We start from the raw sequence: 26,712 nt of genomic DNA on the forward strand, positions 1-26,712 counted from the left end.
CGTGACGGAAAGTCACTCGCCGGAATGGCTCAGTAACCGAGCAGCGAGAAGTCGCGATTCCCCATTATTCGAGTGAAGGGGCACGAGGACATGAGACCGAGGCACCTGACCGGGGCGGCGGCGTTAGCCGTCACCATCCTGATCACCAGTCAGATCCAAGCCCAGGCCACCGATGGCAACCTGCCCGGCGGCACCAGCATTTCCGTTGACATCACCAGCCCGGCACCGAACACCGTCGTGCCGCAGGGGCCGGTCACGGTCACCGGCACGGCTTCCGTCGGCACCGGAGTCGCGGTCAAGGACACCGCGCTGACCTACGTCGTGGACGTCTCCGGCAGTACCGCGGGCGCTTGCGCCGGTGGGGACATCCTGTCCTGCGAGCGCGCCGCGGTGGCCAACCTCAACGCCGTCGCAGCGGCACCGAACACCGTGGTCGGCAGCGTGGGCGCGGTCGTGTTCGGCTCCTCCGCCGCGACCGTGGACGTGGGCCCGGCGGCCGGCGACCAGTTGCTGACCACGCCGGAGGGCGACGCCAACGGCAACGGCACGCGCGACGTGGAAGAGGCCGTCGGCTCGGCCGTCCAGGGCGGCGTGAGCCTGTTCACCGCCAGGGGTGTCGGCACCGGCACCACCTTCATACCCGCCGTGCAGTCGGCGACCACGGTCACCAACGCCCAGACCCAAGCCCGCAAGGTCGTGCTGTTCCTGTCCGACGGCTTCGCCTCGGGCGACGTCACCGGCGTCGCGGGCGCGGTGCCCGCCAACGTCGACTACTTCACCTTCGCCGTCGGCCCCGGCTCGGCGTGCAACGGCGGCAACTACAACGCCAGCCTCCAAGCCATCGCCGACCTCACCGGTGGCACCTGCACCGCGGTGCCCGACCCGGCGAGCCTGCCGAACGTCGTGCCCGGCGTGATCGCCTCGCAGCTGACCAACCTGACTCTGAGCGTGAACAACGGCGCGCCCACGCAGATCACCAACGTCACCCCCGCCCTGCCGGAGACCGGCCCGGCCTCCGTCACCTACACGACGTCCACCGCCCCCTTGGCCTCCGGCACGCACCAGCTGTGCGTGACCGCTCACGGCACCGATGGCGGTGGGGTCGGCTCGGTGATCGAGTGCACCACCGTCATCGTCAACGACCCGCCGGTGGTCGACGGCGGCGGACCTTACTCAGGTCAGGAAGGCACTCCCGTCGCGCTGGCCGGCACGGTCGTCGACCCTGACGGCCCGTCCCTGGCCGTGCAGTGGAGCGCGACCCCGCTGTCCGGCGTCGACCCCGGCACCACGTGCGCGTTCTCCGCGCCCACGTCGTTGAATACCACCGTCACCTGCAACGACGACGGTATGTGGACGTTGGTCCTGACGGCGAACGACAGCCTGCACCCGGCTGTGGTGGCCACGACCACGCTGACGCTGTCCAACGTCGCACCGCAGGTGAGCATCTCGTCGCCGGCGAACGGCACCCAGGTGCTGCGCAACACCCCCGTCACGGTCACCGCGCCGTTCACCGACATCGCCACGCACGACACGCACACGTGCACCGTGGACTTCGCCGACGGCACGCCTGTGGTGAACGGCAGCGTGGCTCAGGGCGCGGGTTCGGGCACCTGCACCGCCGCGCACTCCTACACCGGAGTCGGTTCGCACAACGTGCTGGTGACGGTCACGGACGACGACGGTGGTTCGGCCACGGCCGTGGTGACGATCGTGTCGTACGTGCGAGCGGAGGCGTGGTCGCTCAGCGCCTCGGGCCTGATCAACGTCGCCAAGACACCGCACGCGACCTGCCCGCCGTCGTCGGACAGGACCACGGCGTCGGTCAACGTGCTCGGGCTGGCCTCGGTGCAGGCGCTGCACGCGGACTGCTACCTGAACACCATGTCGGGCCGCACCGACGCAGGTGCCGAGGTGTCCAGCGCGAGCCTGCTGGGCGGCGCGATCACCGTGTCCGACATCGAGACCAACTGCGTGGCGAACGAACAGGGTCTGTCCGGCTCGTCGCGCGTCGGCACGTTGAACGGCCAGCCGATCGGCACGACGCCCCTGACGATCGGCGTGCCCGGCGTGGCGACGGTCCACCTGAACCAGACGGTGGTCGGGCCGAACGGCCAGCTCGCGCAGTACGCCGTGCGCGTGGTCACCCTGCTGGGCCAGGAGATCGTGCTGTCCGGTTGCCGGATGGGCTTCTGAGCCGGTAACCCGCCGGACCCCGACCGCTCCCGTGGGCCGTCGGGGTCCGGTGCGTGGCTCATCGTCAGGCCGAAGTGCGGTGGTGGGCACGCACGCCTGACTGGTGCCGGGGCCTTCGCGGCGGCATCATCAACGAATACCATCATGCCGCCTGACCTGCACAGATGACGTTCTCGGCAGGCACAGGGTCCATTTCCTCGTGACCAGGCACCGATGCCAGCACAGGACGGTGCCCGGTGTCACCAACCGGTGCTCGCGCAGCTGTCGGGGGAGTCGGCGAACCAACGCGGCGAGCACAGCTCGATCGGCCCTCTCCCGCCGCAGGCGGGGGTTGGTCCGGCGCGGCACGGCGACCCGTGCCGCAGCACCAGCAGCTCCACGTCCTTGGCCGCCGATGACCGGCCCAGCAGAACCAGCCAACCGCCGAGTCGGACGAAGATCAGGTACAACAGTCGTCACGCCACACCCCACGATCATGCCCTGGTGGTCCAGCGTGCATGATCGTCGCAGCTCAGCATGCCAGGGCAGAGTTCTGGCACCCCACAGGTCAGCAGCTGATCACGGTGCTGCGCAGGGGATCCCGCGCGGCGCAGCAGGTGCCGGCGTCGACGGACGCGTTCGTGTGGCTTCGGCTGTATCCGGAGGACCTGCGCGGCAGGGTGCCGCGTGGCCGGACTCAACCACTGTGGTGGACCCTGCGCCGTCCTCACCGGCCGCTGGCCTATCACGCCGCCCACCGCATGTTCGCGCGGGCCAACGCCGTTCTCGGTGCCGGTTGGACCCTGCACGACCTGCGCCACAGCGCGGCGACGCGGATGGCCCGCGACCCGCTGCTGACGTTGAGCGACGTGCAGTGGGTCCCGGGCCACGCGCATCTGACCACTACGGAGCTGTATCTGACTCCCGCCAAGGAGGAAGTCGTGGCGGGAGTGTTGGCCCATCACGCCCATCACGCCCATCAGGCCGAGCGGCGTGCCGAGCCGGTTCCGCCGCCTCCGGCACCGGGCTGTGACCCGCAGTCGTTGAGCGTGCTGTTCGGGAGGCCCTTGTGACGATTACCGCCAAGCAGACCGCGCGCGAGCCACTGGCCGTGGCCAACGCCACCGAGGACCAGGCGCGGGCGCGGAACACGCAGCTACGGGAACGTTCCCGCCTCGCCCAGCCCAACAGCAGTGGCCTCATACCGCGCAGACGTCGGAGGAAACGCTCCGGAGGCTGACGTCCCCGCCGTTTCTCCCCGAGATCAAGGCGACTCGGGCGGGGCGACGCCGCGGGGTCGCCAAGCTGCTGCGCTGGCTGTCCGCCCATCCCGGCAACACCTGGCAGGAGCGCTGGCTGGCCGGCGAAGCCGAGGACCGTCCCGGTGCCACCTGGACGGAACTTCCACTGGAGTGGCTGCGTAAGCGCGGCGAGTCCGCCTCCTACGACCCGGAGGACCTGTCGTCGGGGCTGTTGATGCTGATCTGCGGCGACGTCATCCGTCCCGGTCTGCCCTGGATGCTCACCCGCAGACACCGCCACCTCGCGGCCGCGATGGAGCAGATCAGGGACCCCGACGGGTTCGCCCGGCTGCGCAGGCTGGCCGACGCCGGGCCGGCGGGTTCCGCCCTGGACGCGCGGATCGCCGCGAGCAGGGCTGCGACACTGCTGGCCTGCAAGGGCGGCCTGGTCACCGACATCACCGGCGGCGACTGCGTCGAGTTGGCCGACACGCAACGCCTCGTGCACGTGCGCGGCGGCCAGAAGAAGGTCGACTTCTACTTGCGGCTGCGCGCTCTGGGCATCTTTCCCGAGGACGCACCCCACACGATCCGTGCCTTCGGGCTGGCGGTGGGCCAGGTGAGCATCGAGGAGTCGGTGGACCGCTATCCGCTGCGGTGTCGACCGGTCCGTGACCTGGTCGTGGACTACCTGCGGGAACGGCAGCCGTCTCTGGACTTCGCCAGTATCAATACGGTCTCCCGGACCCTGGCCGGCCTGTTCTGGGCCCGGATCGAGGCCCTCTCGCCGGGCATCGACACGCTGCGCCTGCCACTGGAGACGATTCGGGCGTGGAAGGAGGACCTGAGCATGAAGAAACGCATCACCACCAACGCCGCCGGCGAGCAGATCGAGATCTCCAGCCCCCGCATCAACGCCAAGGACGAGTTGCTCCGGGTGCGGGCCTTCTACCTGGACATCGCCCACTGGGCCGTCGACGACCCAGGCCGCTGGGCACCGTGGGCCGTGCCCTGCCCGGTCCGTGACGCCGAGATCGGCCGCGTCAAGGAGCTCAAGCACCGCAAGGCCGGCATGGACCAGCGCACCCGCGAGCGGCTGCCCGTCCTGCCCGTCCTGCCCGTCCTGGTACGAACGGCCCACGAACGCCGCCTCATCTCCGAGCGACGGCTGCGGGCGGCCCAGGACACCCGGCCCGGAGAACCGATCCCCGGCACCGACGGCGCGCTGCGCAGGGCAATCGCCCCCACGTCCATCGGCCGGCACGTCTGGGCCGAGGACACGGCCACCGGCAAGCGGCGCAATCTGTCCTATGAGGACGAGGAGGCGTTCTGGTCCTTCCCGCCATCGAAGTTCTGCGGCTGACCGGGATCTGCTGCGAGGAGATGCTGGAGCTGAGCCACCACAGCATCACCGAATACCGGCCGCCCTCCACCGGCGAGCTCGTGCCGTTGCCGCAGATCGCCCTGTCGAAGACCGACACGGAGCGACTTCTACTCGTCAGCCCCGAGCTCACGGACGTCCTCAGCGCCATGGTCAGCGGGCTGCGTGCCCCCAACGGCGCGATACCGCTCGCGACGTCCTACGACACCCGGGAGAGAGCCTGGAACCCACCGATGCCGCTGATGTTCCAACGCTCCATCGGCAGCGAGAACCGGCCATTCACCCCCACCGCGATCCGCAAACTGCTGATCAACGCGCTCGCGATCACCGACCTCACCGACGCCGGCGGCGACCCGCTCGTGTTCTCACCCCACGATTTTCGAGGAATCTTTGTCACGGATGCCATCATGCGTGGCCTGCCGCTCCACATCGCCCAAGTCATCTGCGGACACAAATCCATCGACACGACAACGGGCTACAAGGCCGTTCATCCCGCCGAAGCGATCGAAGCGCACCAGGCGTTCAGCGCCAGCCGACGGACGACCCAACCCGGCGAAGAACACCGGACCCCGACCGATCAAGAATGGGACTCCTTCCTCGCACACTTCGAGAAAAGGAAGGTATCCGTCGGGACCTGCGTACGAGCATTCGGATCACCTTGCATCCATGAGCACGCTTGCATCAGGTGTTCACTACTGCGGCCCGACCCGGCACAACGACTACGATTGGTGGAGATTCGCGACAATTTGGAGGCCCGAATTGTCGAAGCCAAGCGCGAAGGATGGCTCGGGGAAGTCGAAGGACTACAAGTCAGCCTGACGGGAGCCAAAGACAAGCTCGCCCGGATCGACACCGCGCTCCAACGCCCCACCGGCGCGGTCGCGCTCGGCATGCCCGCCTTCACCTCACTCGCCGGTCGAACAACATCCACATCACCGCAGAGCTGACGGCACACACGCACTGGTATGCCGGGCGGGGGGCGGACACTTCACTTGTGCCGTCGCCCTCTGCCCGTCAGCAGACTCCACTCATCCACTGCCGTGTCAGGGTCGTCTGCTGCGGCCACCATCTCGACGTACAGGGGCGTCGCCGCGACTCGGAGCCTGCCTTCCTTCGTATAGCCCAAGACCACGCACCGCAACCGCCCACCCACCGCAGGCCACGGCTCGCCCGACTTGTCCGTGATGTACGAGCTGTCCACGAATCCGTGCTCGCCGTCCTCGGATTCGACCAGAAGCCCGTACCGCGCATGGCCGACCACCGAGCAGTGAACGACGTCGTACCTGCGCCGCGCTTGTGGCTCCATCTGACCTCCCACAACATCCTTACATGCCGCCGACAGCTCGTTCTGCCGATCTCGGACGGCCAGTGGTCGTCGTTTAAGTGATCAGTTCAGAATGACCCGGCGTGTCGGCTTTGCTTGTGGCGCGCGATCTTCCAGGGTTGGGGCGTGCGTGGGGAAGTCCTGACCGACGAGCTGTGGGTTCGACTGGAACCGCTGATCCCGGTGCGCCCGAGGCGCTTCCGTCACCCAGGCCGCAGGCATGCCGACGACCGGGCGGCCGTGGAGGGGATTCTGTACGTGGTGCGTACCGGGATCGGCTGGAATCGGCTGCCCATCGCGTTGTTCGGCGCTTCGGGTGCGACGTGTTGGCGGCGGTCGACCGAGTGGCACGAGGCCGGGGTGTGGCGGCGGTTGCACGAGCGGCTGCTCGCCGGGCTGCGCGCCGCCGGTCTGCTGGACCTGTCCGCGATGCTGGTCGACTCCACCCGTCTGCGCGCCCTCGCAAGGGGGACCACACGGGGCCGGGCCCGGTCGACCGGCGCAAGCCCGGCTCCAAGCACCACCTGATCACCGACGCCACCGGCGTCCCCCTGGCGATCACACTCACCGGCGGGCACCGCAACGAAGTCACCCAACTGATCCCGTTGATCGACGCGGTCCCGCCGATCCGGGGTGTGGTCGGCACACCGAGACGACGCCCGCGTCGGCTCTACGCCGATCGCGGCTACGACCACGACAAGTACCGCCGCCTGGTCCGCGCCCACGGCATCACCCCCGTCATCACCCCCGTCATCACCCCCGTCATCACCCCCGTCATCACCCCCGTCATCGCCCCCGTCATCGCCCGACGAGGCGTCGAACACGGCTCCGGCCTGGGCAGAGTCCGCTGGCCCGTCGAACGGACCTTCGCCTGGCTCAAGGGCTTCCGCCGACTCCGCGTCCGCACCGAACGCCGAGCCGACATCCACCAGGCAATGCTCAGCCTGGCCTGCTCGATCATCTGCCTACGCAAACTCATTCTGAACTGATTACTTACTCGCCGACCACGATCGCGTCGACCTGGTGGGCGTTGGCCGCGATGTAGCGCAGCAGCGCCGTGCCCCGGGGTCTTTTGTGCCAGGGAACCTGGCGGGAGCAACCGTGCTCGACGTATTCCGCCACGATCGTGCCGTGCCCGTCGACGAGTCTGCGGGCGACGTCGAATTGCCAGGCTCGCGAGGTCTGCGGGTCCTGGTGTTCGGTGGTGGAGGCCCTGGCGTAGAACAGGAATCGCAACGTCCCGGACGGCGCTGGGTTCAGGGCGGGGATGCCGGGCTCGACGGTGGCGGCGATCCACCCGACGAGCGTCATGGGGTGCGGCGGTGTGGATACGGCCATGGTGTGGCCGGCTCCCGGCGTCGCGATCGGATCGTGTGCCGAGGTGACGTCGCCCGATATCTGCGATGACGAGCCGCTGTACAGGTACACCTGGACGGACCAGTCCACGGGCACTGGGTGAGTTACGACTCGAAGAGGCTGGCGGTCACGAGTCCCTGTGGTTACGGGCGAGACCGCAGACTTCGGGCCAAATGGCGTGGCCGGGCAGCGGAACAGGTGGTGAAAGCGAGAAGCCGGTGCCGCCGTGCCATCGGCGGCGTTGTTCAGGACGCGCCCCGCTCGGCTGTCAGCACTGTTCGGCGCACGGGTCCGCTGCCGAGGGTTCGGTGCGGCGTTCGAGCAGGACGGTGTTGCGCCAGGTGCCGTGGTGTTGGGCGATGCGTTCGCGGACGCCGATGGTGCGGTAGCCGGCGGCGTGGTGCAGGGCGATGCTGGCGCGGTTCTCGGGGAAGATCGCGGTCTGGAGGGTCCAGAGGCCGGCGGCGTCGGCTGCGGTGACCTGCTTGTGCAGCAACGCTTTGCCGACGCCGCGTCCGCGTGCGTCGGCGGCGACGTAGACGGAGGTCTCGGCGACCCCGGCGTAGCAGTCGCGGGTGGAGGCGGGCGTGGCGGCGGTCCAGCCGACCACCCGGCCGTCGAGTTCGGCGACCCAGCGGTGGTCGGGCAGCCACTTGGCGTCGAGGGCGCGGCGGGTGGGGGTCTCGGTGTCGAAGGTGGCGTTGCCGGTCGCGATGCCCTCGGTGTGGATGCGGCGGACGTCGGGCCAGTCCTGGTCGGTCAGGGCGCGGACGATGACGTCTGCGGGCAGGTCGGTGGGGCAGCACGGGCGGGTCACGATCGTGCCCATGACGGCGTCGGCGGCGTGCGGCAGGCCGGTGCAGCAGGCGGGGTTGACCGAGACGAGGGTGGCGGTGCCCTCCCTGCGGAGGCGGACGAAGCCGGTGTCGGCGAGTTTGCGCAGGTGGTGCGAGCAGGTCGGCTGGGTGACCCCGATGGCCTCGGACAGCGCGCCCACGGTGATCTCGCCGGGGTGGGTGGCGACGACGTGCAGCAGCCGGATCCGCGTGGGGTCGGCGAGGCAGGCGAACCACTGGGCGTAGGTGGTGGCGTCCTGGACCGGCAGGCCGACCATGGGCAGCGTCGTCATACCCTCACTCTATAGACCTCTGTCAATGGTTGTGTTCATAGATGAGCCTCTATAGAGTGCGAAGGGACTTGATAGAAGCTTGCCGATGAAAGAGGTGGCTGTGAGCGGGTATCCGGTGGTCGTGGTGGGTGCGGGGCCGAGCGGGTTGGCGGCGGCGGCCGAGCTGGTCGGGCGCGGGTTGGAGCCGTTGGTGTTGGAAGCCGGTGGGCAGGCGGGGGCGGCGGTGGCGCAGTGGCACCACGTGCGGCTGTTCTCCCGGTGGTCCGAACTCGTGGCCCCGGCCGCCCGGCGTTTGCTGGAGCCCACCGGGTGGGTCGCGCCTGATGGCGACGGTTACCCGACCGGGGCGCAGTGGGCGGCCGAGTACCTGGTCCCGCTGGCGGAGGCGTTGGGTGACCGGGTGCGGTTCGGGGCTCGGGTGGTCGGGGTGGCGCGGCGGGGGCGGGACCGGGTGGTCGACGCCGGGCGGGACAGCGAGCCGTTGACCGTGCACGTGCAGACCGCCGAAGGCGAGGAGCGGATCACGGCCCGTGCGGTGGTCGACGCGTCCGGGACGTGGGCCGTGCCCAACCCGTTGGGCGGCGACGGGCTGCCGGCGGTCGGGGAGCGGGCGGCGTCGGACCGCATCTCCTACCGGGTGCCGAACCTGGCCACCGACGCCGACCGGTACGCGGGCAAGCGGATCGCGGTGGCGGGCAGCGGGCACTCGGCGTTGACCGCGCTGGTGGCGTTGGCCGATCTGGCGGAACGGCACCCCGGGACGCACATCGTCTGGTTGCTGCGGCGCGGTGCGGTGGGCAACGTGTTCGGTGGTGGCGAGGCAGACCAGCTTCCGGCCCGTGGCGCGTTGGGGCTCAAGGCACAGGCGGCGGCCAGGGCCGGTCACGTCTCGGTGGTGACCGGGTTCCGCACCGCGCTGGTGGAGCGTGACGGTGACCGGGTGGTGCTGGAGTCGCAGGACGGGCACCGCCTGGACCCGGTGGACGAGGTGGTGGTGCTGACCGGTTTCCGGCCGGATCTGTCCTGGCTGTCGGAGGTCCGGCTGGACCTGGACCCGGTGTTGCAGGCCCCGACCGCGCTCGCGCCGTTGATCGACCCGAACGCGCACTCGTGCGGCACGGTCTACCCGCACGGCGCGAACGAACTCCGCCACCCCGAGCCGGGCGTCTTCCTGGTCGGGATGAAAAGCTACGGGCGCGCGCCGACGTTCCTGGCACTGACCGGCTACGAGCAGGCCCGCAGCGTGGTCGCCGAGATCGCCGGTGACCACGAGGCCGCACGCCGCGTCGAGCTGACCCTGCCGGAAACCGGGGTGTGCGGCGGTTCCGGCGTGTTCGACGCCGAACCCTCCGGTGGCGGGTGCTGCGCTCCCGCTGTCTCGGAGCTGACCCTGTCGGAAACGGGCGTGCGCGGCGGTTCTGAGGTGTTCGGCGCTGAACCTTCGGGCGGCGGGTGCTGTGCCCCGGCGGTCTCGGAGCTGACGCTGCTGACGCCGGGTGTGCGGTCCTGAAGTCCTGCGGCCCGGCACGATCGAGGGGCGTGCCGGGCCGCGCCGGGCACTGGTGGTGCCGTGCCTGACCCAGAACACGAGCTGGGGAATCCTGTTCTACGCGTTCCCCGTGCTCGCCCCGGCCATCGGAGCCGATACCGGGTGGTAGCGGCGCTGAAGTCGGGGCAGGTCGACGGATACCCACAGGCCGCAGAGGCGTTCGAGTCTCTGTGCGGTCGGTGGGCACCTGGTGACGGGCTCAGAAACCGAAGGTCTGGCTCCACCGGCATCGGCGGCGTAGACACGGCATTCAGCGGTCGAGCAGGTGCCTCGGGAGTGGGACCAGGTGCTCGTGGTCGTGTGCTTCCAGGTCGTCCCACGCGGGCAGGGGGTCGTCGAAGCGTTGCCCCACGCGGCCGGGCCGGCTGCCAGCTCGGCGTCGGTGAGCAGGGCAGGGCAGGGCAGGGCAGGGCAGGGCAGGGTCGAGCCTGCGCCCCCTGGGACCACACGGCGAGGGTGCGCGGGCGGCTGGCGATGTGGCAGAAGCCCTTGCTGCGCACGACGCCCTGCCAGTGCTCCAGCGCGGCGGCGAGTCGGGCCGGGTGGAAGGGGCGATCGGCGCGGTAGGTGACCGAGCGGATGCCGTACTCCTCGGTCTCGGGGGTGTGCGACCCGGTCAGCTCCTCGGCCCAGCCGGGTGACCTGGCTGCGGTGACCGGGTCGTAGCGGCCGGTGTCGAGCACGTCGGACAGGTCCACCACGCCGCGACGGGAGCGGATCAGCCGGGCGCTCGGGTCGAGCTTGCGCAGCAGGCCCTCGGTGGTGGCCATTCGCTGCCTTGGGCAGCGGCGAGGTCGCGTTCGTCGAGCCGGTCGCCGCGTTCGAGTTCGGGGAGGAAGTTCGTGGCGTCGACCACGGTGGCCGTGGTGTCGAGGCGGGGGTGGTCGGACAGGCTCGTGCCGTCCTCGACGGTGCACTCGAACGGCGCGGCGACCGGCATCGGCTCGGAGATGCCGGTGGACTCGGTCAGGATGGTGTCGAAGCGGCTTTCCCGGGCCAATGCGCCGACGCTCTCCGGCAGGTCGTCGCGCAGGGTGCGGCAGATGCAGCCGTTGGTCGGCTCCACCGGCCGCCCACCGCCGCGCCCGGAGACCGGGGCGGCGTCGATGTCGGCCTCGCTCATGCCGTTGACCGCCACCGCCGCCCGGTGTCCTTCGCGGTTGGCCGGCACGTGGTTGAGCAGGGTCGTTTTGCCCGCGTCGAGGAAGCCGGACAGCGCGGTGAGGGGGATGCGCCGATCAGGCGCGGGGGCATCGACGTGATCGCCATTCCGATGGAGGACGGGTCGCCGCCCGGACGACGGCGGCCCACCCGGTCAACGTTCTCGGCTGGGGTAGGGGAGCAGCGCCATCTCATGTGCGTTCTCGACGGCCGTGGCGACCGGGCGCTGTTGCCCTGGCGCTGGTGGACCTATGTGTTCGGCAGGTCGCGGGAACGTGCGATGACTCCGAAGAACGGCATGAGCCCGTAGATCACGAAGACCCCGGCGACGTGCCACAGCGCGGTCTGGTTGCCGAGGGAATCCGCGAGCGTGCCGGCGATCAACGTGCCCAACGGGATGGCCCCGTAGTTCAGGAACTGTGCGCTCGCGCTGACCCGTCCCAGCAGCTCCGGTGGGCAGTACGCCTGCCGGAACGCCACGACGACCACCGTGATCGCGACCAGTCCGGCCGTGACCGTGAACGCGCCCACCGCGAACAGCACCACACCGGGCCCGCCGGTCGTCAGGGGCACCAGGACAGCGAAGGGGGCGGTCACGAAGGCCCATCGTCGGATAGCGCCGGCGGTGCCCCACCGGGCCGCTGCGCGGGAGGCGGCGAGAGCGCCGACCACACCGCCGGTGCCGCTCGCCGCGACGACGAATCCGACCACGCCCGGTGCGAGCCCGACGTCCCTGACCAGGAAGACGATCTGGAGCGCCTGGAGCGCGGAGTAGGCCAGGTTGGCGATCGCGCTGAACGCGCAGAGGAATCGCAGGTGCCGGTCGCGCGCGATGAAGAGCAGGCCATCGGTCACCTCGCGGACCAGGCCCGCGCGCCGGGCACCGCTGTCGCGTACTTCTTCTTTGGCGCGTATGCGGGTCAGGCACAACGCCGAGGCGAGGTAGCCCAGCACGTCCACGGCGATCGCGATCGGAGGGCCGAGCACCTGCGCCAGCACGCCTCCCAGCCCGCGCCCGGCGATCTGCGAGCCTTGCTCGCTGCCCTGCAACTTCGCGTTCGCCTCGACCAGGTGCGCCGGGCTCACGAGAAACGGGACGTACGCCCGGTAGGCGGTGACGAACACGACCGTGGTGACCCCGACGACGAACGCGACGACGAACAGGTGCGCCAGCGAAAGCACGCCGAACGCACCGGCCAGCGGCACGCTGACCAGGGCACCCGCCGCGACCAGGTCGCAGCCCACCATCAAGGGCCGCCGCCGCACCCGGTCGACCCACACCCCGGCGGGCAGGCTGATCAGCAGCCACGGCAGCGCCGACGCGGCACTGAGCGCCCCGACCGCGAACGAGTCCGCGCCGAGCGTGGCGACGGCGACCAGCGGCAGGACCACCGAGGTCGCCGCGCTGCCCAGCCTGCCGGCGGTCTCACCGATCCACAACGAGCGGAAGTCGGGCTGTCGCAGCAACCCGCCCCACTGCCGTTCTCCCGCCCGTGTGCCCGGCACGCGCCCTCCGATGGCTCGTCACCGCATCACCGGTCCGGTCGCCGGTGATGCCTCTCGACATCACCACCGGGGTCCGTGACCCACAAGGTCCGGCTGGAGGCCATGGTCGTGTCGTACGGGCGCTGCGGCCGGCTCATCCGCCATCCGGGCTCGGTGTGAACGGTGACGGCGGTCAGTCGGGGGATGGTGTCGATCAGGCGGCGTTCGACGTCATGGGCGATCCGGTGGGCCTGTCCGACGTTGAGCGCGGGGTCCACGCTGATGGCGAGTTCGGCGCGCAGGGCGTGTCCGTCCAGCGCATCCGCAGGTATCCGGTGCGGCGGACACCTTCCACCAGCGCTGCGGTGTGTTCGGCGGTGTCGAGGGTCGCGGGGTCGACGGCGTCCATGAGGGCGTCCATGAGCCGGCCGAACACCTCGCGGGCGGCGTTGCGCGGGACGAACAGGATCGCGATCGTCAGCCGAGGCCCACCAGTGGGTCGGTGAGCGGGAAGCCCAGCGCCACTCCGAGTGCGCCGCCGACGACGGCGAGGGAGGTGAAGCCGTCGGTGCGGGCGTGCAGGCCGTCGGCCACGAGCGCGGCCGACCCGATGTCACGGCCGACCCGGATCCGGTAGCGAGCCACGAGTTCGTTGCCGGCGAAACCGACGACCCCGGCCGCTGCGACGACCCACAGGTGCTGGACGGAGCGCGGGTCGAGCAGACGGCTCACGGACTCGTAACCGGCCAGCGCGATACCCAGCGGCATCGCGGTCAGGGCGTCGGCGAAGTTGTGGATCGTGTCGCCCAACAGCGCCACCGACCGGTCGCGACGACCACCGCCGCCTGCACGACGGCGGTCGCGAAGAGCGCGGTGAAGGACAGGACGAGGGCGCGGATCCCGCGCCTGCTGGTTTCCAGCGCGGTGTCCAGGCGGTCGGCCGCGGTGTGGCGGTGCCCGTGGCCGTGGTTCTGTGAGCCACAGCGGCAGTGACGGGCTGTGGTCATGACCGGAGTGTCGGCGCGCAACTCGGTGATGTGTCCGGTGGGTTCGCGTCACAGTGCCGACCGGAGATTCTCCTTGGCTTCTTGAACGATCACACTCCAACGCCTGCGCGACAAGCGCGCCGACGCGCTGCGACTCATCCGGATCACCCGCCAGGTCGACCTCGGGATGCCCGTCGTCGACACAGCCCGATAACGGAGCCAGGCGGACCGGTCCCAGCGATTGAGTCACGCCGGGACCGATCCGCCTGCGAGCCGGAGAAGCGCCCTCAACGGCATGCGCGGACGCAGATGTGGTGCCTGGTCGTTCGTGGTGGACGACCGCAGGGTCTAGCTGATTTGCACCTGTGCGTCGGAGCGAGGCGGGTTCACCGCCCGTTGGCTGGTGTGATCGGGTCCGGTTGGATTTCCCGTATGGCGGCCAGTTCGGCCGGTGCCCGGCCGAGGTGCACGATGCCCAGTCGGTGAGTGGCCCTGGTCATGGCGACGTACAGGTCATTGTGGCCCAGTGGTGCGGTGCGGAGGATTCCTGCCGGGTCGGCGATCACGACCGAGTCGAACTCCAGGCCTTTGGCCTGGTCGGGGGTGAGCAGCACCACCTTGCCGGTGAGATCCGGTGGGGTGGCGAGGGACAGCGCGGCGGCCAGGGGCTCGATGTGGGCACTCGGGGCGATGATCGCGAGTTGGCCGTCGGTGTGTGCCGTGGCGAGCTCGGCGACGGTCGTGATCAGGTTGGCGCGGGTGGTGCCGATACGCCATGGTGGTTCGCCGGTCGAGCGGACCGACCGGGGCAAAGGCGTTCCTGGGTGGTGGGCGGCGAGCAGGTCCGCTGTGGCGTCCATGATCTCCGTCGGTGTGCGGTAGTTGACCGTGAGCCGGGCGAGTTGCCAGCGGTCCCGCATGTGTGGGCGCAGCACGCGGTCCCACGAGGAGGTGCCGGCCGGGTTCGCGGTCTGGGCGAGGTCCCCGACGATGGTCATCGATCTGGTGGGGCACCGGCGCATCAGCATCCGCCAGGCCATCTCGGACAGTTCCTGTGCCTCGTCGACGACCACGTGCCCGAACGTGGCGCTGTCGTCGCCTTGGCCGATCAGGGCGGCGGCCTCGTCCAACAACGGGACGTCCGCGGCGCTCCAGCCGCCAGCCCGCTCGTCGAGGAGGTCCGACACCACGTGCTCCGGGGTCAGCGGCGGCCATAGCGCGTCGAGTGCGGCCTGGACGCCGATGTCGGCCAGCAGTGAGTCCCGCAGACCGCTCCGGTCGGTCTGGTCCAGCAGGGTCCTCGGTCCGTCGTCGTGCTCGTCCTGGTCGATCACGACACCCGCGGCGGCCAGCGCACGCAAATCGGCCTCACCCAGCCGGCCGTCCGGGCTGCCGCCGTCGATCGCCTCGCCGGTGTCGGTCAGCACGACCGCCTCCATGCCCTCGATCAGGTGCCGTGCGAGCACATCCACGGCCTCCCGCTGGAAGACCAGCCTTGCCTGGTTGTGCGGAAGTCCGGTCCGCCTGGCCTTCCGCATGACACGGTCCCAGGTGCGCGGGTCGAGCCGCAGCACCTGCTGCTCGAACTCGACGTCGACCGGGTGCTCCGGTGTCTGGACCCGTGACCGCACCGCCGCCGCCAGCCGTTCGGCCATGACCGCCTCGCCCTTGAGCTGGACGATCCCGGGCGGGTCCACCCGGCTGACCTCGATGCTCGGCTTCAGGTCGGCGATGGTCGCCGTCACCACGTTGTTCTCGCCCAGACCGGGCAGGACCTGGCCGATGTAGTCGAGGAAGATCCGGCTGGGACCCACCACCAGGACACCGCGGGTGCGCAGGTGCGGCCGGGTGTAGAGCAGGTAGGCGACCCGGTGCAACGCGACGGCCGTCTTCCCCGTGCCGGGACCGCCCTGCACCACCAGCACCCCGCTGGACTCGTGCCGGATGATCCGATCCTGCTCTGCCTGCAAAGTGGTCACGACGTCGTGCATCCGCCCGGTCCGCTCCGCGGTCACCGCCGCCAGCAACGCCGCCTCGCCGACCAGACCGGCGTCGCCGGCACTGTCAGGGTCCAGCAACTCGTCGTTCAGCGTGACGACCGTCCGGCCTCGCGTGGTGATGCGCCGCCGTCGCCGCACCCCCTGCGATGCGGTCGCCGTCGCGGTGTAGAACGCCCGAGCCACCGGGGTGCGCCAGTCCACCAGCAACGGTTCACCGTCCGCGTCCCGGAACAGGCCGAGCCTGCCGATGTAGACGCGCCGGCCGTCGTGCATGTCGAGTCGCCCGAAGCACAACCCCTGCTCCACCGTGTCCAGTCGTGCCACCTCCGCCTGCCAGACGGCCACCGCTTCCCGATCCCCGCCGTCCCGCCGCGCCGCCACCAGCCGCTCGGCCGCCTCCTCGCGCAGGGCGTCCAGACGGGCGTACAGGGCCGCCGCATACTCCTGCTCGATGTCGATCTCACGATCGATGCCACTACCGGTCACGGCCACGCGATCCTCCAGGTCGACGATCAGTGCCATCGAGCGTGGACGGCAGCGCCGGGGAAAAACAGTCTTGTTCTTCCCCTCCACCTCAGCCGCCCAAGTCAGGCAGTGGCCGCCGCCCGTCCCGCGCTCTGCGCGATCGCGGACCACCTCGACCGGCACGACGCACCGATCGACTACGAACCCTGGTCGGCGGCGATCTGCTGCCCGCACGGGTATGGAAGGACATCTGCCGGTCGATTGCCTACCGTCCGGGGAACCTCGACGCCACCGAGCGGCGCATGCGCCGCTACCACCACCACAGGCTCACCGGCGACGACCCCAGGCAGGCATCGGCCCCGACGCTGACCACGAAACAGGCCACGGCCCACGACATCGCAGCGGTCTCCTTCAGACTGACCAGGCCACTCGCCGACGCCCTGGACGACTACGCCACCCGATACCTCCACGACAAGGGAATCGACGAACCCCTGGTCTGGGAGCCGTCCGCCGACTGCGCCGACGGCCTGGAACTGCCAGGTCGTGACCTGGCGGGCGTCGACATCGCGGCAGCACACACGATGATCCGGGCACACGCCACCGGTGAACGTCGCCTCGACGCTGGGCATCTCGCTGGAACACCTGCGCTTCGCGTTCTGCCGGCATCCCCTGGAGGCTCTGCCGGAACCACCGGACCGCCCGACGCGACATGTGGATCAGCGCAAACCGATACGCCGGATCGCCGCCGAGACCGGCCACTCCGTGGTCACCGTGACCGCGTCCCTACGCACACACGGACTCACCCAATTCCGGGTCGACCGCACACCCGACGTCGACAAGCACTGGCTCCGGACCCAGTACCTGACCCGGAAACGCAGCCTCGAAGACATCGCCCGGGAACTCGGCATCCGCGCCTACCAGGTTGGCCGTCGCGCGCAGCAGTACGGCACACCGCTGCGTGCTCCCCAAGCCCGCGACACGACCGACCGGCACACCTACCCGGCGATCCTCGGCCCCGCTGCTCGAAGCCACGGCGGCCGGCGACGACTTCTCCGCTTCCGGGAGACGATGAAGCACCGCACGATTGCCGAGGCAGCCACTGTACTCGGCCTCGCCCGACAGGACCTCTACCCCCAGATCTCCCGCATCGAACGCGAACTCGGCTAGCGACTCTGCATCCGGCCACGCGCTGCGGGCCAACGGCTGGAACCGACTCCGTACGGGCGACTGGTCCTCGACGCCATCGATTCCCTTTGCGACCACGGTGAACCGTCGGGCGACTGACCCGACCCGCGTGGGGATGGGTCCACTTCTTCGCGACCAGGCACCGGTGTCCTCGCAGGAGGGTGCCCGGTGTCACTAAACGGTGCTCGCGCAGCATCCGGGGGAGTCGGCGCACCAACGCGGCGAGCACAGCTCGATGGACCCGCTCCAGCAACCAGCCGACGACCCGGACGAAGACCAGGTACGGCAGTCGTAGCGCCACGCCTCACGATCATGCTCTTACAGCCCATGGTGCGCGATCGCCGCAGTTCGGCACCTCAATGCAGAGTTCTGGCACCCCACAGGGCCGGTGTCAGAACCAATCGTTGCCCCGTTCGGCGGCCTGGGTGTCGGTCTCGGCCGTCGCACGGTGGGTCAGCACGGCCACCGCCTCTTCCAGGCCGCGCTGGACGTCCGGTCCGCCCGCGCGCTCGGTGTGCAGGGTGATGGCGATCTCGCTCCGCCCTGCGCCGTGGTCGGACACGGTCAGCTCGCCGTGGTAGTCGTCCTCACCAGGGGTGCCCCAGGACAAGGTGTGCCGATCGCGGTCCACGCGCAGCCACCCCTCGGTCGTGATGTGCTTGCCGCCCACGTCCGCCTCGACGTGCACCCGGTCTCCGCCCACCGGCTCGACCTCGGTCAACTTCGGCATGTACTGGGGCAGGGTGCGGGGGTCTGCGAGGAAGTCGAACAGCCGGCCCGAGGGTAGGTCCACCTCGACTTGGTGCGTGTAGCTGGCCACGAGTCCGCTCCCTTGACGTTCGGTGCTGTGGAACCGTCGGGTACCCGGACACTTGGGCTCCACACGCCACCATCGGGTCAGCCGGGGGTGCCAACGTTCACCCGGGTGTGTTGGACCACCCATACCCTGTGGGGTGTCAAAAGTCGGCCGCGTGGTTTGACCTGCGGTTGGGTTATTGCGGGTTCATATTCGTTGATCAGGCCGCCGAGGACTGGTCGACGGAGTGTCGACGTGTAGTCCGGCTTTGCGGTCGAGCATTGTCCGCAGGTGGTGTTGGTTGAGGATGGGCAGTCGGTTGGTGGTTTCGCGTCTGATGGTGCCGACGGACCGTTCGGCGTGGGCGTTGGCTTGTGGACACGGTGGAGGATCTTGACGACCTGGATGTCGGCGTCGGTGAGGACGGTGTCGAACGGGGTGGTGGACTGGCCGGTCCGGTCGCGGATGAGGAGTGGGAAGTCGTCTGCCCGGTTGCCGAGGCCCATGAGTGGGTTGCGGGCTTGTCGGGTGGTCCACGGGCCGTTCGGATTCGTGGTGCCGGGGATGTGGACGTAGCGGGTGGCGATCTCCAGCACGAAGAACACGTAGACGTGTTTGAGGGTGACCGCGCAGTCGACGTGGAAGAAGTCGCAGGCCGACATGCTCGCGGCCCGGTCGCGGAGAAACCGCCGCCAGGAGGTGTCGGTGTGGCGCTGCGGAACGGGCGGTACCCGCAGGTGCCTGGGCACGCGGCGAACCGTTGCAGCGGCTGCCCGGTGGCCGAGCTTGAGCAGTTCGCCGTGGATCCGGCGGTGGCCCCACTCGGTGTTCTTTCGGGCCATCCGCGCGATCAACGCCGCGATGGTGTCGTCGACCGGCGGTCGGCCGGTGTGGTTGGGGTGGGTCCACTTCTTCGCGACCAGGTGCCGGTACCATCTCAGGAGGGTTCCTGGTATCACCAACCGGTGTTCCCGCAACCAGCCGACGACCCGGACGACGACCAGGCACGGCAGTCGTGGCACCACGCCTCACGATCATGCTCCTACAGCTCGTAATGCGCGATCACCGAAGCTCAGCGCCTCAGATCAGAGTTCTGGAACCCCGCAGGCTGGTCGGCCGGTCTCGTTCGATTCCACGCGCCACAGGCGGCGCGACACCGTCGAACGCCGCTTCCGGAAGATCAAGGCATGGCGTGCCCGGCCACCCGCCACGACAAGGCACCGGAAAGCCACGAGGCCGGGCCGCGCCGGTGCTGCTCGTCACGACTCAGAACTGGACACCTGCCCACAGCGGATCGTGGTCGGAGTGCGTGGCGTGAGTGGCGTCTGCCCGGTCCAGGTGCACGGCAGGCGGCACGAACAGCAGGTCGATCTTGCCCTGGTCGTGCGTGGACTCGCCGGACCGGCACGGGATCCACGCGACCCAGACCCGGAAGCCGCGCTTCACCTCGTTGCCGCAAGGGCTGTCGGCCTCTTTGAACTCGCCGTGCGCCCCGTACTCGTAATTCGGGTGGTAGAAGTTGTCCGCCACGGCCGACAACGGGTCGTCGTTGAAGTCGCCGCCGAGGAAGCGGGTGTCCCCGGCGTAGTCTGCCAGGATTCCCTTGACCTTGGCGGCTTCCTGACGTCGCACGCGAAGCGGCTCGTCGTCGTTGCCGACCGTCAGGTACGTGCTGCACACGACGATCCTGCGGCTTTCCGAGCGGACGCACAGCACCTCGCGCTTCTCGTAGCCGTCGGGCGAGCCCAGGTCGTGAGGCACGGCTCGGGACACGTCGAAACCGAGGTCGTCGCGGACGAGCACGGCGTTGCCGAAGTCCGACGGGTGCTTGCACCGCGCCGTGGTCCCGTCCCCTCCGCGCACGGGGTGGAACGCGACGCTGTAGCCGGGCAGCCGGTTCTCCAGCCGGTCGTTCCAGTCCCGGCAGGCTTCCTGGATCGTGACGAACGCCGGGCGGCGGTCCTCGACGCTGCGCACGAGCGCGTCGGGGGCCTCGTCGCCCTATCCGCAGCCCACTGACGTCGAGCCCCGCTCGGCACCCGCGGCACCTGCTTCCTCGGCCATCCCATCTAACACCTCCGCCATCGAAGTGTTGCGACGACCAGTTGAACTCGCCCTGGACACCGTGGTCGGAGTGGATCACCGTGTCCGCCGCGGCCTCGCGGTTGTGCAGCGCCATGCCGAGCGCGTTGGTCACCAAAGCGGCGTCCTGGCGGCTGTCGATCGACCAGCCGATTACCCTGCGGGAGAAGGCGTCCAACACCACCGCGCAGTAGACCTTGCCCTCACGAGTGCGGTGCTCGGTGATGTCGGTGATCCACAGCCGGTTCGGCGCGGTGCGGACGAAACCACGGTCGACCAGGTCGGTCGCGGTGGCGGTATCCGGTCGGGCCGTCGATGTGTGCGGCCCGGAAGTCCTGTGATCCCGGCACGTTTCATGAGCATCTCGACCACGCCGTGGCTCACCGTGATGCCACGGCCCAGCATCAGTTCGGCGCGCACCCGCCGGGAGCCGCAGACCCCGTTGGAGGCGGTGTGGACCTGCCTGCCGGGGCCAGTGAGCCAGGCGTGTCGCACCGAACGGGCCGACGGGGCCCGACCGCGCCAGGCGTGCAGCCCGGATTCAGATACCCCAGGATCCGGCAGGCGGTCTGGACCGAGAGCCTGTCCTGGGCCATCGCCGCGATCGCGGCGAATCGGGCTTTGGGCGCACCGCCTCCTTGAGCCGTTCGGTGGCACGCTGGTGGATCGCCAGTTCGGTCTCCAGTTCGGCGATCCGACGTCGGGCCGAGGCCAGTTCAGCCTTTTCCACCGAGGTCAGGCCCGGTTCCTGTCCGGCGTCGACGAGCGACTGGCGACGCCAGGCGCAGATCGTCTGGTCGCCGATCTGTAGGTCGAGTGCGACCTGGGCGACGGTACGGCCGGCTTTGAACAGGTCGAGGACCTTGCTGCGGAACTCCGGCGGGTAACTCCTGGGCATGCTGACCCCTCCGGGGGATGATCAGCCTGAAGTCCAGCAACCCGACTCCGCAAAACCCAGAGCACATCACTTCCTGGTGTGCCCACTCAGATCGGTCATCGGCGCACCCGATAGCACAGGTGAAGCACCCGGTTGCCCTGAATCACTACGTCAGGATCCTCCAGCAGGTGCTGCGCGTGAACCGAGCCGAAGTAGCGCTTGCCGGACCCGAACACGACGGGTACGACGTCCATGCGCACCTCGTCGATCAGGCCCGCGGCAAGCACCTGGCCCCCGACGTCGCCGGCGGCCACCTCGACCACGCGGTCACCCGCAAGTTCCTGCGCCTTGGCCATGGCTGCCTCGATGCCGTCGACGAAGTGAAACGGTGCCTCGGGGTCCCAGCCCTCGGGCACCGGCCGGTGCGTCACGACGACCACGTGGTCGATCCCGCCCGGAGGCTTCCCGTCCCAGCCGTCCGTCATGTCGAAGACGTGGCGGCCGACGATTGTCACCCCGATCTGGTCCCAGTACGGCCGGGTGTAGTCGTAGGACGTCTGCGACACCGTCACCTCGCCGCTCTCGTCCAACGGCACGTCACCGCTGAACAACCAGTCGAACAGCGGTCCGGGCTGGTCGTCCTCGTCCGCGACGAAGCCGTCCACCGACACCGAGCTGTACATGACCACCTTGCCCACAGGGCTCTCCTCTGCTTCGGGTGTCCCAAATTAGCGTGTCGTGAGCTGTCGCTCTTGTAAGAAATCAATCGGCCGGCAGCGGCCAGCCGTCCAGCGCGTGGCCGGGATGTTCGCGCAGGAACCGCCGCCGGACTTCGACGTACCGGGTCGGCGTGAGCCCGGTGAACGCCCGGAACTCGTGGCCGAAGTGGGCCTGGTCGAAGTAGCCTGCGCCACCGGCGAGGTCGCCCCAGTCGATCGGTCCGGCGGGATTGATCGCGAAAACGGTGACGGCGAAGCGGAAGGTGCGGGCCAGCCGCTTCGGCGTGACGCCGATGAGTTCCTTGAACCGCTGTGCCAGGTGAGTGCTGCTGACACCCGCCGTCACGCTCAGGTCGCCGATCGCCACCGCCCCGCTGGTCGCCGCGATGACGCTGCTCGTATGGCGGACCAGCCCCAGGCCGGCAGTTTCGCACAGCCGTCGCATCAGTTCCTCCTCAAGCAGCGTCAGCATTTCCTGCGGTCCGTCCGCAGTGGCCAGCCGGTCTCGCAGCTCAGCAATGGCGGGCCGGCCCCAAACCTGCTCCACCGTCACTGGCCGGTCACGCAGCTCGGCAGCGGGCATCGGCAGGAACGGTGCCAGCCCCCACGGCTTGAAGTGCACGCCGACGGACCGGGTCCGGAGTGGGTAGCCGAACTCCAACGCGCGGGTGGGCACGGTGACCACGCAGCCGTCGGCGTACTCGGCCGTCTCGATGTCGGTGCCGGCGCGGATGCGGAACGGTGCCCCGAGATTGACGATGAGCAACGCCGCCGGCATCGGCGGCAGCGTCAACCGGGCGTACGGCGGCGCACCCTCCAGGTAGTAGAGGTCGTCGATCAGCTCGTCCAGCGGGGGCCGCGGCACTCTGGACACGTACTCCACGCGAACAGCATCGCCGACGCCCCGACGGAACCGCGCGCCGGGATCTTCCAGCCGCGCTTCCGCCAGCACCGAGCCGGTGCCTGGTGCCGTGTTAGGGGAACCCCAGGGCGTGGAGCCGTGTACCGAGCACGGTGTCGAGGTGGAGGGAGTCGGCCGCGATGATGCCGTGGGCCTGGGTGGTGGGGAATTCTCGCCAGGTCGGGCCATCATGGCGGGGTGCCGGGTCGAGGCTTGCGTCGTGCAGGATCTGCCGGACCGTCGAGGCGGCGATGCGGTGGCCGAGGCGGGCCGGTTCGCCCTGGATCCGCCGATGACCCCACCGCAGGTTCTCCCTGGCAAACCGCAGCACGAGCGACTTGACCGGCGCTCGGGTCGGTGGACGCTCGGTGCGTCGACGCGCGGAGTGGTCCTACTTGCGGGCCACGAGTGCGCGGTGCCAGGCGAGCAGGGTGCCCGGTGTGATCGGGAAACCTCCCGCTACCGGCGACGATCCACCAACCCGGACAGGGCGGCGAACCGGAACCGGTCGGTGGGCTCGTAGCGGACCGGACCCGCGAGCTGTCGGCGCAGGACCGCGTTCTCGTGCCGAAGGACGAGAAGTTCGGCGTTCTTCACCGTCTCGCTGCGCAGCAGCACCGCCGGCACGGACAGCGGCTTCCTGGTCGCCTTGTACAGCAGGGACACGATTACCCGGACATGCTCTCTAGCGGCGTTGGTACCGCTCTACCAGCGGCGATGACTTTCCGAGCGGCACAGGGCCGCGCTGGACTGCTATCCGCGCGGCTTCGCCGATTCGGCTCACGTACGCGTCCACCTCCGGTCGTTAGATGACCCGGGCACGACCTGTTTCGGCTGCCGCGTGGACGCGGCGGACAGCGTTGACGACTCGAAAGCGTTGTTATGCAGCGGAATGGGCTGATGTTGCCGGTGCCGGTGCCGGTGCCGGTGCCGGTGCCGGGGTCAGGTCAGGGCGTCGGCGCGGTTGTCGTCGTGGAGGCGGTCGCGGTGGAGGGCTGGGGTGGGGCCGGGGGTGGCTTCGGCCAGGCCAGCGAGTTGTTCCTCGGCGCACGTGGCGCTGGGGGTGCTTGGGGTCCAGTCCAGCTCGGTCCGGGCGCGGGTGGTGTCCACCAGAGGGGAGCGGGTGCCTACGTCGAACCAGCCGGGGGACATGCCGATCGCATGCAAGCGCCAGAGGAGGGCCACGGCTGCTCGCATCACCTGTCCGGGGATCGGCACGGCTCGTGCGCCTACTACTCGGGCGAGGTCGTCGGCCGTGAGGGTGTCTGCGGCCAGGTTGAAAGCGCCGGTCGCGCGGCGGTGGAGGATTCGGACGATGGCGTCGCCCACGTCATCGGCGTGCACCAGTTGCACGCGCAGCGCGGCCGGCAGTGGCAGGAGGGGAATCTTGCCGGCGCGGAGGAGCTTGATCAGCCACTCTGGCACCAGAGGGTCGAAGAACAGGGCCAGGAAACTGGCAGACGCGGACTTCTGCGCCACCAGCGTCGGGCGCACCACGGTGACGGCGGTGTCCGGGTTCTCCTGGGCGAACCGGTCCACGGCGGCTTCGACCTCCGCCTTCCCCATACCGTAGACCGAGCCGGGGATGCCGGTGGTCGGCCACGTCTCGGGCACCGGCTGGTCGTCGGCGGACTGGTAGGCGGCGATGGACGACGTGTGCACGACGTGCGGCACGCCCGCCCGCCGCGCCGCCTCCAGCACGGCCGCGGTGCCCTTGTAGTTGGTGCGGTGCAGGCGGTCACCCTGTCGGGTGGGTTGGAACATCCACGCCAGGTGCACCACGGCGTCCGCGCCGGCCACGGCCCGGTCGAGCACCTCGTGCGCGCCCTCGTCGGCCAGGTCGCACGCCTGCCACACCACCCCGTCGAACGCCCCGTCGCGCGGCGGGCGGCGGCACAGGGCCACGACCCGGTGGTCCGGGCTGTCGGCGGCCAGGGCGCGCAGCACGCCCGTACCCACGTTGCCCGATGCCCCCGTGATCACGACTTTCACGACATGCTCCCCATCCGCTCGACCGGGTCCGGTCGGCATGGGCTACCCGGGGCGTACCACCGCAACCTCAGCTCAGCGGATCGGGCACGCTGATCCCCCAACCGGTGGGTCGCTCCACCACGGTCGGCACCGCCACGACCGGGTCGGCGGCCAGCCGCCGCAGCCGTTGCCCCGCCCGCCGGTAGAACCGCAGCTGCACGCGCCGCCCGAACAACCGCCAGCCCCACCGCATCCACCACGGCGCACGCGGGTGCAACTGCGAGTAGCTGCGCGCGACGAACTCCACCTCACCGGTGGAGTGGTACTTGACCAGCTCGTAGTCCACCCGCCCCCGCTCCAGGTGGCCCTCCAGCGTCTCGTACCCCCACCCCCACGCGGTCCGCTCGTCGGACGCCTCGTCCCGCACGTCGGTCACCCGCACGCCCATGAGGAACCGCAATCCGGGCAATCGCGCCTGTAGCAGCATGTCCCGCCCCAGCAGGTCCGTGCCGGGCTCGTGGAACGCGCGGACGATCTCCGGCGGGCTGAACTCGTACCCGGCCACCAGGACCTTCGCCCGCCACCACAGCCCGCCCTCGACCGGCGGCCCGACGGCCTCCCGTCCCAGCCCGTGCCGGTGCTCGTCGAACGTCCACGCAGGCCGCCGCACCTCCGCAGGGTCGTAGTTCAGCCCCCGCCCGCGCAGCGCGCGCACCAGCGCCCCGACATCCACCCGTCCCGACCAGACCACCCGCACGACGACTCCTCCCGGTGACCCCCGTCGAGTACCCAGGCGGGCACCGGTCAGTCGTGGCGCGGCCTTGCGCGACACGCGGATGCTTTGACGCTGGTGCACCTGCGGGCTGCCGTAGGTGCCGTCCGAGGCGGTGTGGATGTCGGCGATCTCCGTGGTGACCGCCCGGTCCTCGCGCTCTTGGCGGGACGGGTCGGCCTGGTGGGCCACCCAGCCGTGGCAGGTGGAGAAGGCGATGCCCAGGACCCGGAGGACGAACTCGACCCCGAAGTGGCCGCGAAGTTCTCGACGAGCTTCACGACCGTCGCCGGGGCGGGTCGATTGATCGCCGAGCTGCCGGATACGGCGTGGGAGCGGTTCGCGTCCGGCGCGGGTTCGAAGGGGCGCGGATGGCGGGCTGGGCCGTGGTCGACATCCGTCCGCTGCGCAAACCGGGTGGGGCCATCGGCTGTTGGCCAGGTGGAGCATTTCCGATCCGTCCGTCATCGCCTATTACATCTGCTTCGGCTCGGCCGACAGCACACTGCAGCCGGTGTCGGCCGCTCACTGGTCCCGTTGTCCGTCAACGAGATCCGCCTATTATGGAACCGGCTCGTCATCCGCGTCACCCACACCGCCGACCACGTCCTGCACTGGCCGACCTGGCGGCGAACAAAGCAAGCCCGCACCCGGATCAGTCATCACAGTAGACGCGGACATCACAAACTGTCGTTGCCGTATTGGCGATCAGTTCGGAATGAGTTTCCGCAGGCAGATGATCGGGCAGGCCAGGCTGGGCATCGCCTGGTGGGCATCGGCTCGGCGTTGGGTGCGGACGCGGATTCGTCGGCAGCCCTTGATCCAGGCGCAGGTACGTTCGACCGGCTGACGGGGCTTGCCCAGTCCGGAGCCACCGGTGAGCTTGACGGCCAGCGGGATGCCGGTGGCGTCGATGATCAGGTGGTGCTCCCTAATCCACCACGATCTGGGCTTGGTCCGCCGCGCTGCTGGACCGGGCCGTGGCCGACGTTTTCGCCCGTGGGCAGACCGGTGCGCTGACCGAATTGGCCGCCGACACGTGGCCCCGTGGGGGGGGGGGCCGGGGGGGGGGGGGGGGCCCCGCGGGGGGGGGGGGGGGGCGCCGCCCCCCCCCCCCCGCCGGCGGGGCGGGAAACCCCCCCCCGGGGGGGGGGGCCGCC

The 26,712-nt window shown here is 69.9% G+C and carries 24 protein-coding genes and 5 pseudogenes; 9 read left to right on the forward strand and 20 right to left on the reverse strand.

Annotation, left to right across the window (positions count from 1 at the left end; genetic code table 11):
* Window positions 1-90: 90 nt before the first annotated feature.
* The 4 genes from AB0G01_RS32010 (at window position 91) to AB0G01_RS32025 (ending at window position 5,741) form a co-directional block, all read left to right on the forward strand.
* Window positions 91-2,193 carry a PKD domain-containing protein gene (locus tag AB0G01_RS32010; RefSeq protein ID WP_360953486.1) on the forward strand — a complete coding sequence of 701 codons (2,103 nt, stop codon included), beginning with the start codon at window positions 91-93 and terminating at the stop codon, window positions 2,191-2,193.
* 497 nt (window positions 2,194-2,690) lie between these two features.
* On the forward strand, window positions 2,691-3,245 hold the full coding sequence (locus AB0G01_RS32015) for a site-specific integrase (RefSeq protein ID WP_360953489.1): 555 nt from the start codon (window positions 2,691-2,693) through the stop codon (window positions 3,243-3,245).
* 400 nt (window positions 3,246-3,645) lie between these two features.
* Window positions 3,646-4,776: a hypothetical protein gene (locus tag AB0G01_RS32020; protein ID WP_360953492.1), complete on the forward strand. Its 1,131-nt coding sequence runs from the start codon at window positions 3,646-3,648 to the stop codon at window positions 4,774-4,776.
* A gap of 20 nt (window positions 4,777-4,796) precedes the next feature.
* On the forward strand, window positions 4,797-5,741 hold the full coding sequence (locus tag AB0G01_RS32025; RefSeq protein WP_360953495.1) for a site-specific integrase: 945 nt from the start codon (window positions 4,797-4,799) through the stop codon (window positions 5,739-5,741).
* A 41-nt stretch (window positions 5,742-5,782) separates the two neighbouring features.
* Here AB0G01_RS32025 and AB0G01_RS32030 read toward each other — a convergent pair whose 3' ends face one another.
* Window positions 5,783-6,100: a hypothetical protein gene (locus AB0G01_RS32030; RefSeq protein WP_360953498.1), complete on the reverse strand. Its 318-nt coding sequence runs from the start codon at window positions 6,098-6,100 to the stop codon at window positions 5,783-5,785.
* A gap of 144 nt (window positions 6,101-6,244) precedes the next feature.
* Here AB0G01_RS32030 and AB0G01_RS32035 point away from each other — a divergent pair.
* Window positions 6,245-7,107, forward strand: a protein-coding gene (locus tag AB0G01_RS32035; RefSeq protein WP_360953501.1) for an IS5 family transposase whose coding sequence is annotated in 2 segments (ribosomal slippage) — window positions 6,245-6,581 and window positions 6,581-7,107 — 864 coding nt in all. Because the reading frame shifts where the segments join, the coding sequence is not laid out codon by codon here.
* A gap of 4 nt (window positions 7,108-7,111) precedes the next feature.
* On the opposite strand, the gene AB0G01_RS32040 is transcribed toward AB0G01_RS32035, so the two are convergent.
* Together AB0G01_RS32040 and AB0G01_RS32045 are read right to left on the reverse strand one after the other, a co-directional pair.
* Window positions 7,112-7,429 carry a hypothetical protein gene (locus tag AB0G01_RS32040; RefSeq protein WP_360953504.1) on the reverse strand — a complete coding sequence of 106 codons (318 nt, stop codon included), beginning with the start codon at window positions 7,427-7,429 and terminating at the stop codon, window positions 7,112-7,114.
* Between the two features lie 313 nt (window positions 7,430-7,742).
* On the reverse strand, window positions 7,743-8,603 hold the full coding sequence (locus AB0G01_RS32045; protein ID WP_360953507.1) for a metalloregulator ArsR/SmtB family transcription factor: 861 nt from the start codon (window positions 8,601-8,603) through the stop codon (window positions 7,743-7,745).
* A gap of 100 nt (window positions 8,604-8,703) precedes the next feature.
* On the opposite strand from AB0G01_RS32045, the gene AB0G01_RS32050 reads away from it, so the two are divergent.
* The gene (locus tag AB0G01_RS32050) at window positions 8,704-10,113 is read left to right on the forward strand and encodes an NAD(P)-binding domain-containing protein (protein WP_360953510.1); all 1,410 of its coding nucleotides are present in this window, start codon (window positions 8,704-8,706) and stop codon (window positions 10,111-10,113) included.
* A gap of 19 nt (window positions 10,114-10,132) precedes the next feature.
* Window positions 10,133-10,258 (forward strand): annotated as a pseudogene (locus AB0G01_RS32055) (MFS transporter); the annotation flags it as partial.
* A 382-nt stretch (window positions 10,259-10,640) separates the two neighbouring features.
* On the opposite strand, the pseudogene AB0G01_RS32060 reads toward AB0G01_RS32055, so the two are convergent.
* From AB0G01_RS32060 to AB0G01_RS32080, 5 genes and pseudogenes are all read right to left on the reverse strand, one after another.
* Window positions 10,641-10,922, reverse strand: a pseudogene (locus AB0G01_RS32060) (GTP-binding protein); the annotation flags it as partial.
* Window positions 10,871-11,323 carry a GTP-binding protein gene (locus AB0G01_RS32065; RefSeq protein ID WP_360953513.1) on the reverse strand — a complete coding sequence of 151 codons (453 nt, stop codon included), beginning with the start codon at window positions 11,321-11,323 and terminating at the stop codon, window positions 10,871-10,873. The pseudogene AB0G01_RS32060 and the gene AB0G01_RS32065, both read right to left, overlap by 52 nt.
* Window positions 11,324-11,562: 239 nt before the next feature.
* Entirely contained in the window at window positions 11,563-12,819 is a 1,257-nt protein-coding gene (locus AB0G01_RS32070; RefSeq protein WP_360953516.1) for an MFS transporter, read from the reverse strand.
* Between the two features lie 146 nt (window positions 12,820-12,965).
* A pseudogene (locus AB0G01_RS32075) lies at window positions 12,966-13,805 on the reverse strand (cation diffusion facilitator family transporter); the annotation flags it as partial.
* Window positions 13,806-14,170: 365 nt separating this feature from the next.
* On the reverse strand, window positions 14,171-16,306 hold the full coding sequence (locus AB0G01_RS32080; RefSeq protein WP_360953519.1) for a UvrD-helicase domain-containing protein: 2,136 nt from the start codon (window positions 16,304-16,306) through the stop codon (window positions 14,171-14,173).
* A 546-nt stretch (window positions 16,307-16,852) separates the two neighbouring features.
* On the opposite strand from AB0G01_RS32080, the gene AB0G01_RS32085 reads away from it, so the two are divergent.
* A complete protein-coding gene (locus tag AB0G01_RS32085; protein ID WP_360953522.1) occupies window positions 16,853-17,416 on the forward strand; it encodes a hypothetical protein in 564 nt (187 codons plus the stop codon).
* Between the two features lie 409 nt (window positions 17,417-17,825).
* Here the strand turns inward: AB0G01_RS32085 and AB0G01_RS32090 are convergent, their stop codons facing one another.
* From AB0G01_RS32090 to AB0G01_RS32145, 12 genes and pseudogenes are all read right to left on the reverse strand, one after another.
* Window positions 17,826-18,254: an SRPBCC family protein gene (locus AB0G01_RS32090; RefSeq protein WP_360953525.1), complete on the reverse strand. Its 429-nt coding sequence runs from the start codon at window positions 18,252-18,254 to the stop codon at window positions 17,826-17,828.
* Between the two features lie 77 nt (window positions 18,255-18,331).
* Window positions 18,332-19,255 (reverse strand): transposase, encoded by a 924-nt coding sequence (locus tag AB0G01_RS32095; protein WP_360953528.1) that lies wholly within the window; start codon window positions 19,253-19,255, stop codon window positions 18,332-18,334.
* A 241-nt stretch (window positions 19,256-19,496) separates the two neighbouring features.
* Window positions 19,497-20,207: an endonuclease/exonuclease/phosphatase family protein gene (locus AB0G01_RS32100; RefSeq protein WP_360953531.1), complete on the reverse strand. Its 711-nt coding sequence runs from the start codon at window positions 20,205-20,207 to the stop codon at window positions 19,497-19,499.
* Between the two features lie 199 nt (window positions 20,208-20,406).
* Window positions 20,407-20,508: pseudogene (locus AB0G01_RS32105) on the reverse strand (hypothetical protein); the annotation flags it as partial.
* Window positions 20,466-20,969 (reverse strand): transposase, encoded by a 504-nt coding sequence (locus AB0G01_RS32110; protein WP_360953534.1) that lies wholly within the window; start codon window positions 20,967-20,969, stop codon window positions 20,466-20,468. The pseudogene AB0G01_RS32105 and the gene AB0G01_RS32110, both read right to left, overlap by 43 nt.
* Window positions 20,854-21,210, reverse strand: coding sequence for a transposase (locus AB0G01_RS32115; protein ID WP_360953537.1), 357 nt, complete (start codon window positions 21,208-21,210; stop codon window positions 20,854-20,856). Before AB0G01_RS32115 ends, AB0G01_RS32110 begins: the two co-directional genes overlap by 116 nt.
* Before the next feature lie 95 nt (window positions 21,211-21,305).
* Complete coding sequence (locus AB0G01_RS32120) at window positions 21,306-21,887, reverse strand: dihydrofolate reductase family protein (protein WP_360953540.1); 582 nt, start codon at window positions 21,885-21,887, stop codon at window positions 21,306-21,308.
* A gap of 64 nt (window positions 21,888-21,951) precedes the next feature.
* The gene (locus AB0G01_RS32125) at window positions 21,952-22,773 is read right to left on the reverse strand and encodes a helix-turn-helix domain-containing protein (protein WP_360953563.1); all 822 of its coding nucleotides are present in this window, start codon (window positions 22,771-22,773) and stop codon (window positions 21,952-21,954) included.
* Between the two features lie 109 nt (window positions 22,774-22,882).
* Complete coding sequence (locus tag AB0G01_RS32130; protein WP_360953543.1) at window positions 22,883-23,140, reverse strand: hypothetical protein; 258 nt, start codon at window positions 23,138-23,140, stop codon at window positions 22,883-22,885.
* A 128-nt stretch (window positions 23,141-23,268) separates the two neighbouring features.
* Complete coding sequence (locus AB0G01_RS32135; protein WP_360953546.1) at window positions 23,269-23,475, reverse strand: hypothetical protein; 207 nt, start codon at window positions 23,473-23,475, stop codon at window positions 23,269-23,271.
* Between the two features lie 276 nt (window positions 23,476-23,751).
* Window positions 23,752-24,801, reverse strand: a complete 1,050-nt coding sequence (locus AB0G01_RS32140; protein ID WP_360953549.1) for an NAD-dependent epimerase/dehydratase family protein — start codon at window positions 24,799-24,801, stop codon at window positions 23,752-23,754.
* Window positions 24,802-24,868: 67 nt separating this feature from the next.
* On the reverse strand, window positions 24,869-25,744 hold the full coding sequence (locus AB0G01_RS32145) for a DUF1990 family protein (protein WP_360953552.1): 876 nt from the start codon (window positions 25,742-25,744) through the stop codon (window positions 24,869-24,871).
* Between the two features lie 111 nt (window positions 25,745-25,855).
* On the opposite strand from AB0G01_RS32145, the pseudogene AB0G01_RS32150 reads away from it, so the two are divergent.
* Window positions 25,856-26,051 (forward strand): annotated as a pseudogene (locus AB0G01_RS32150) (IS701 family transposase); the annotation flags it as partial.
* Window positions 26,052-26,712 lie beyond the last annotated feature (661 nt).

The sequence above is a fragment of the Actinosynnema sp. NPDC023587 genome, from assembly GCF_040640215.1.
Taxonomy (GTDB): domain Bacteria; phylum Actinomycetota; class Actinomycetes; order Mycobacteriales; family Pseudonocardiaceae; genus Actinosynnema.

Bases quoted from the DNA above. Each gene is read 5' to 3' on its own strand.
- AB0G01_RS32040 (WP_360953504.1), bottom strand. From the start codon at position 7,429: ATGACGCTCGTCGGGTGGATCGCCGCCACCGTCGAGCCCGGCATCCCC.
- AB0G01_RS32045 (WP_360953507.1), bottom strand. From the start codon at position 8,603: ATGACGACGCTGCCCATGGTCGGCCTGCCGGTCCAGGACGCCACCACC.
- AB0G01_RS32115 (WP_360953537.1), bottom strand. From the start codon at position 21,210: ATGCCCAGGAGTTACCCGCCGGAGTTCCGCAGCAAGGTCCTCGACCTG.
- AB0G01_RS32025 (WP_360953495.1), top strand. From the start codon at position 4,797: ATGCTGGAGCTGAGCCACCACAGCATCACCGAATACCGGCCGCCCTCC.
- AB0G01_RS32030 (WP_360953498.1), bottom strand. From the start codon at position 6,100: ATGGAGCCACAAGCGCGGCGCAGGTACGACGTCGTTCACTGCTCGGTG.
- AB0G01_RS32015 (WP_360953489.1), top strand. From the start codon at position 2,691: ATGATCGTCGCAGCTCAGCATGCCAGGGCAGAGTTCTGGCACCCCACA.
- AB0G01_RS32080 (WP_360953519.1), bottom strand. From the start codon at position 16,306: ATGGCACTGATCGTCGACCTGGAGGATCGCGTGGCCGTGACCGGTAGT.
- AB0G01_RS32010 (WP_360953486.1), top strand. From the start codon at position 91: ATGAGACCGAGGCACCTGACCGGGGCGGCGGCGTTAGCCGTCACCATC.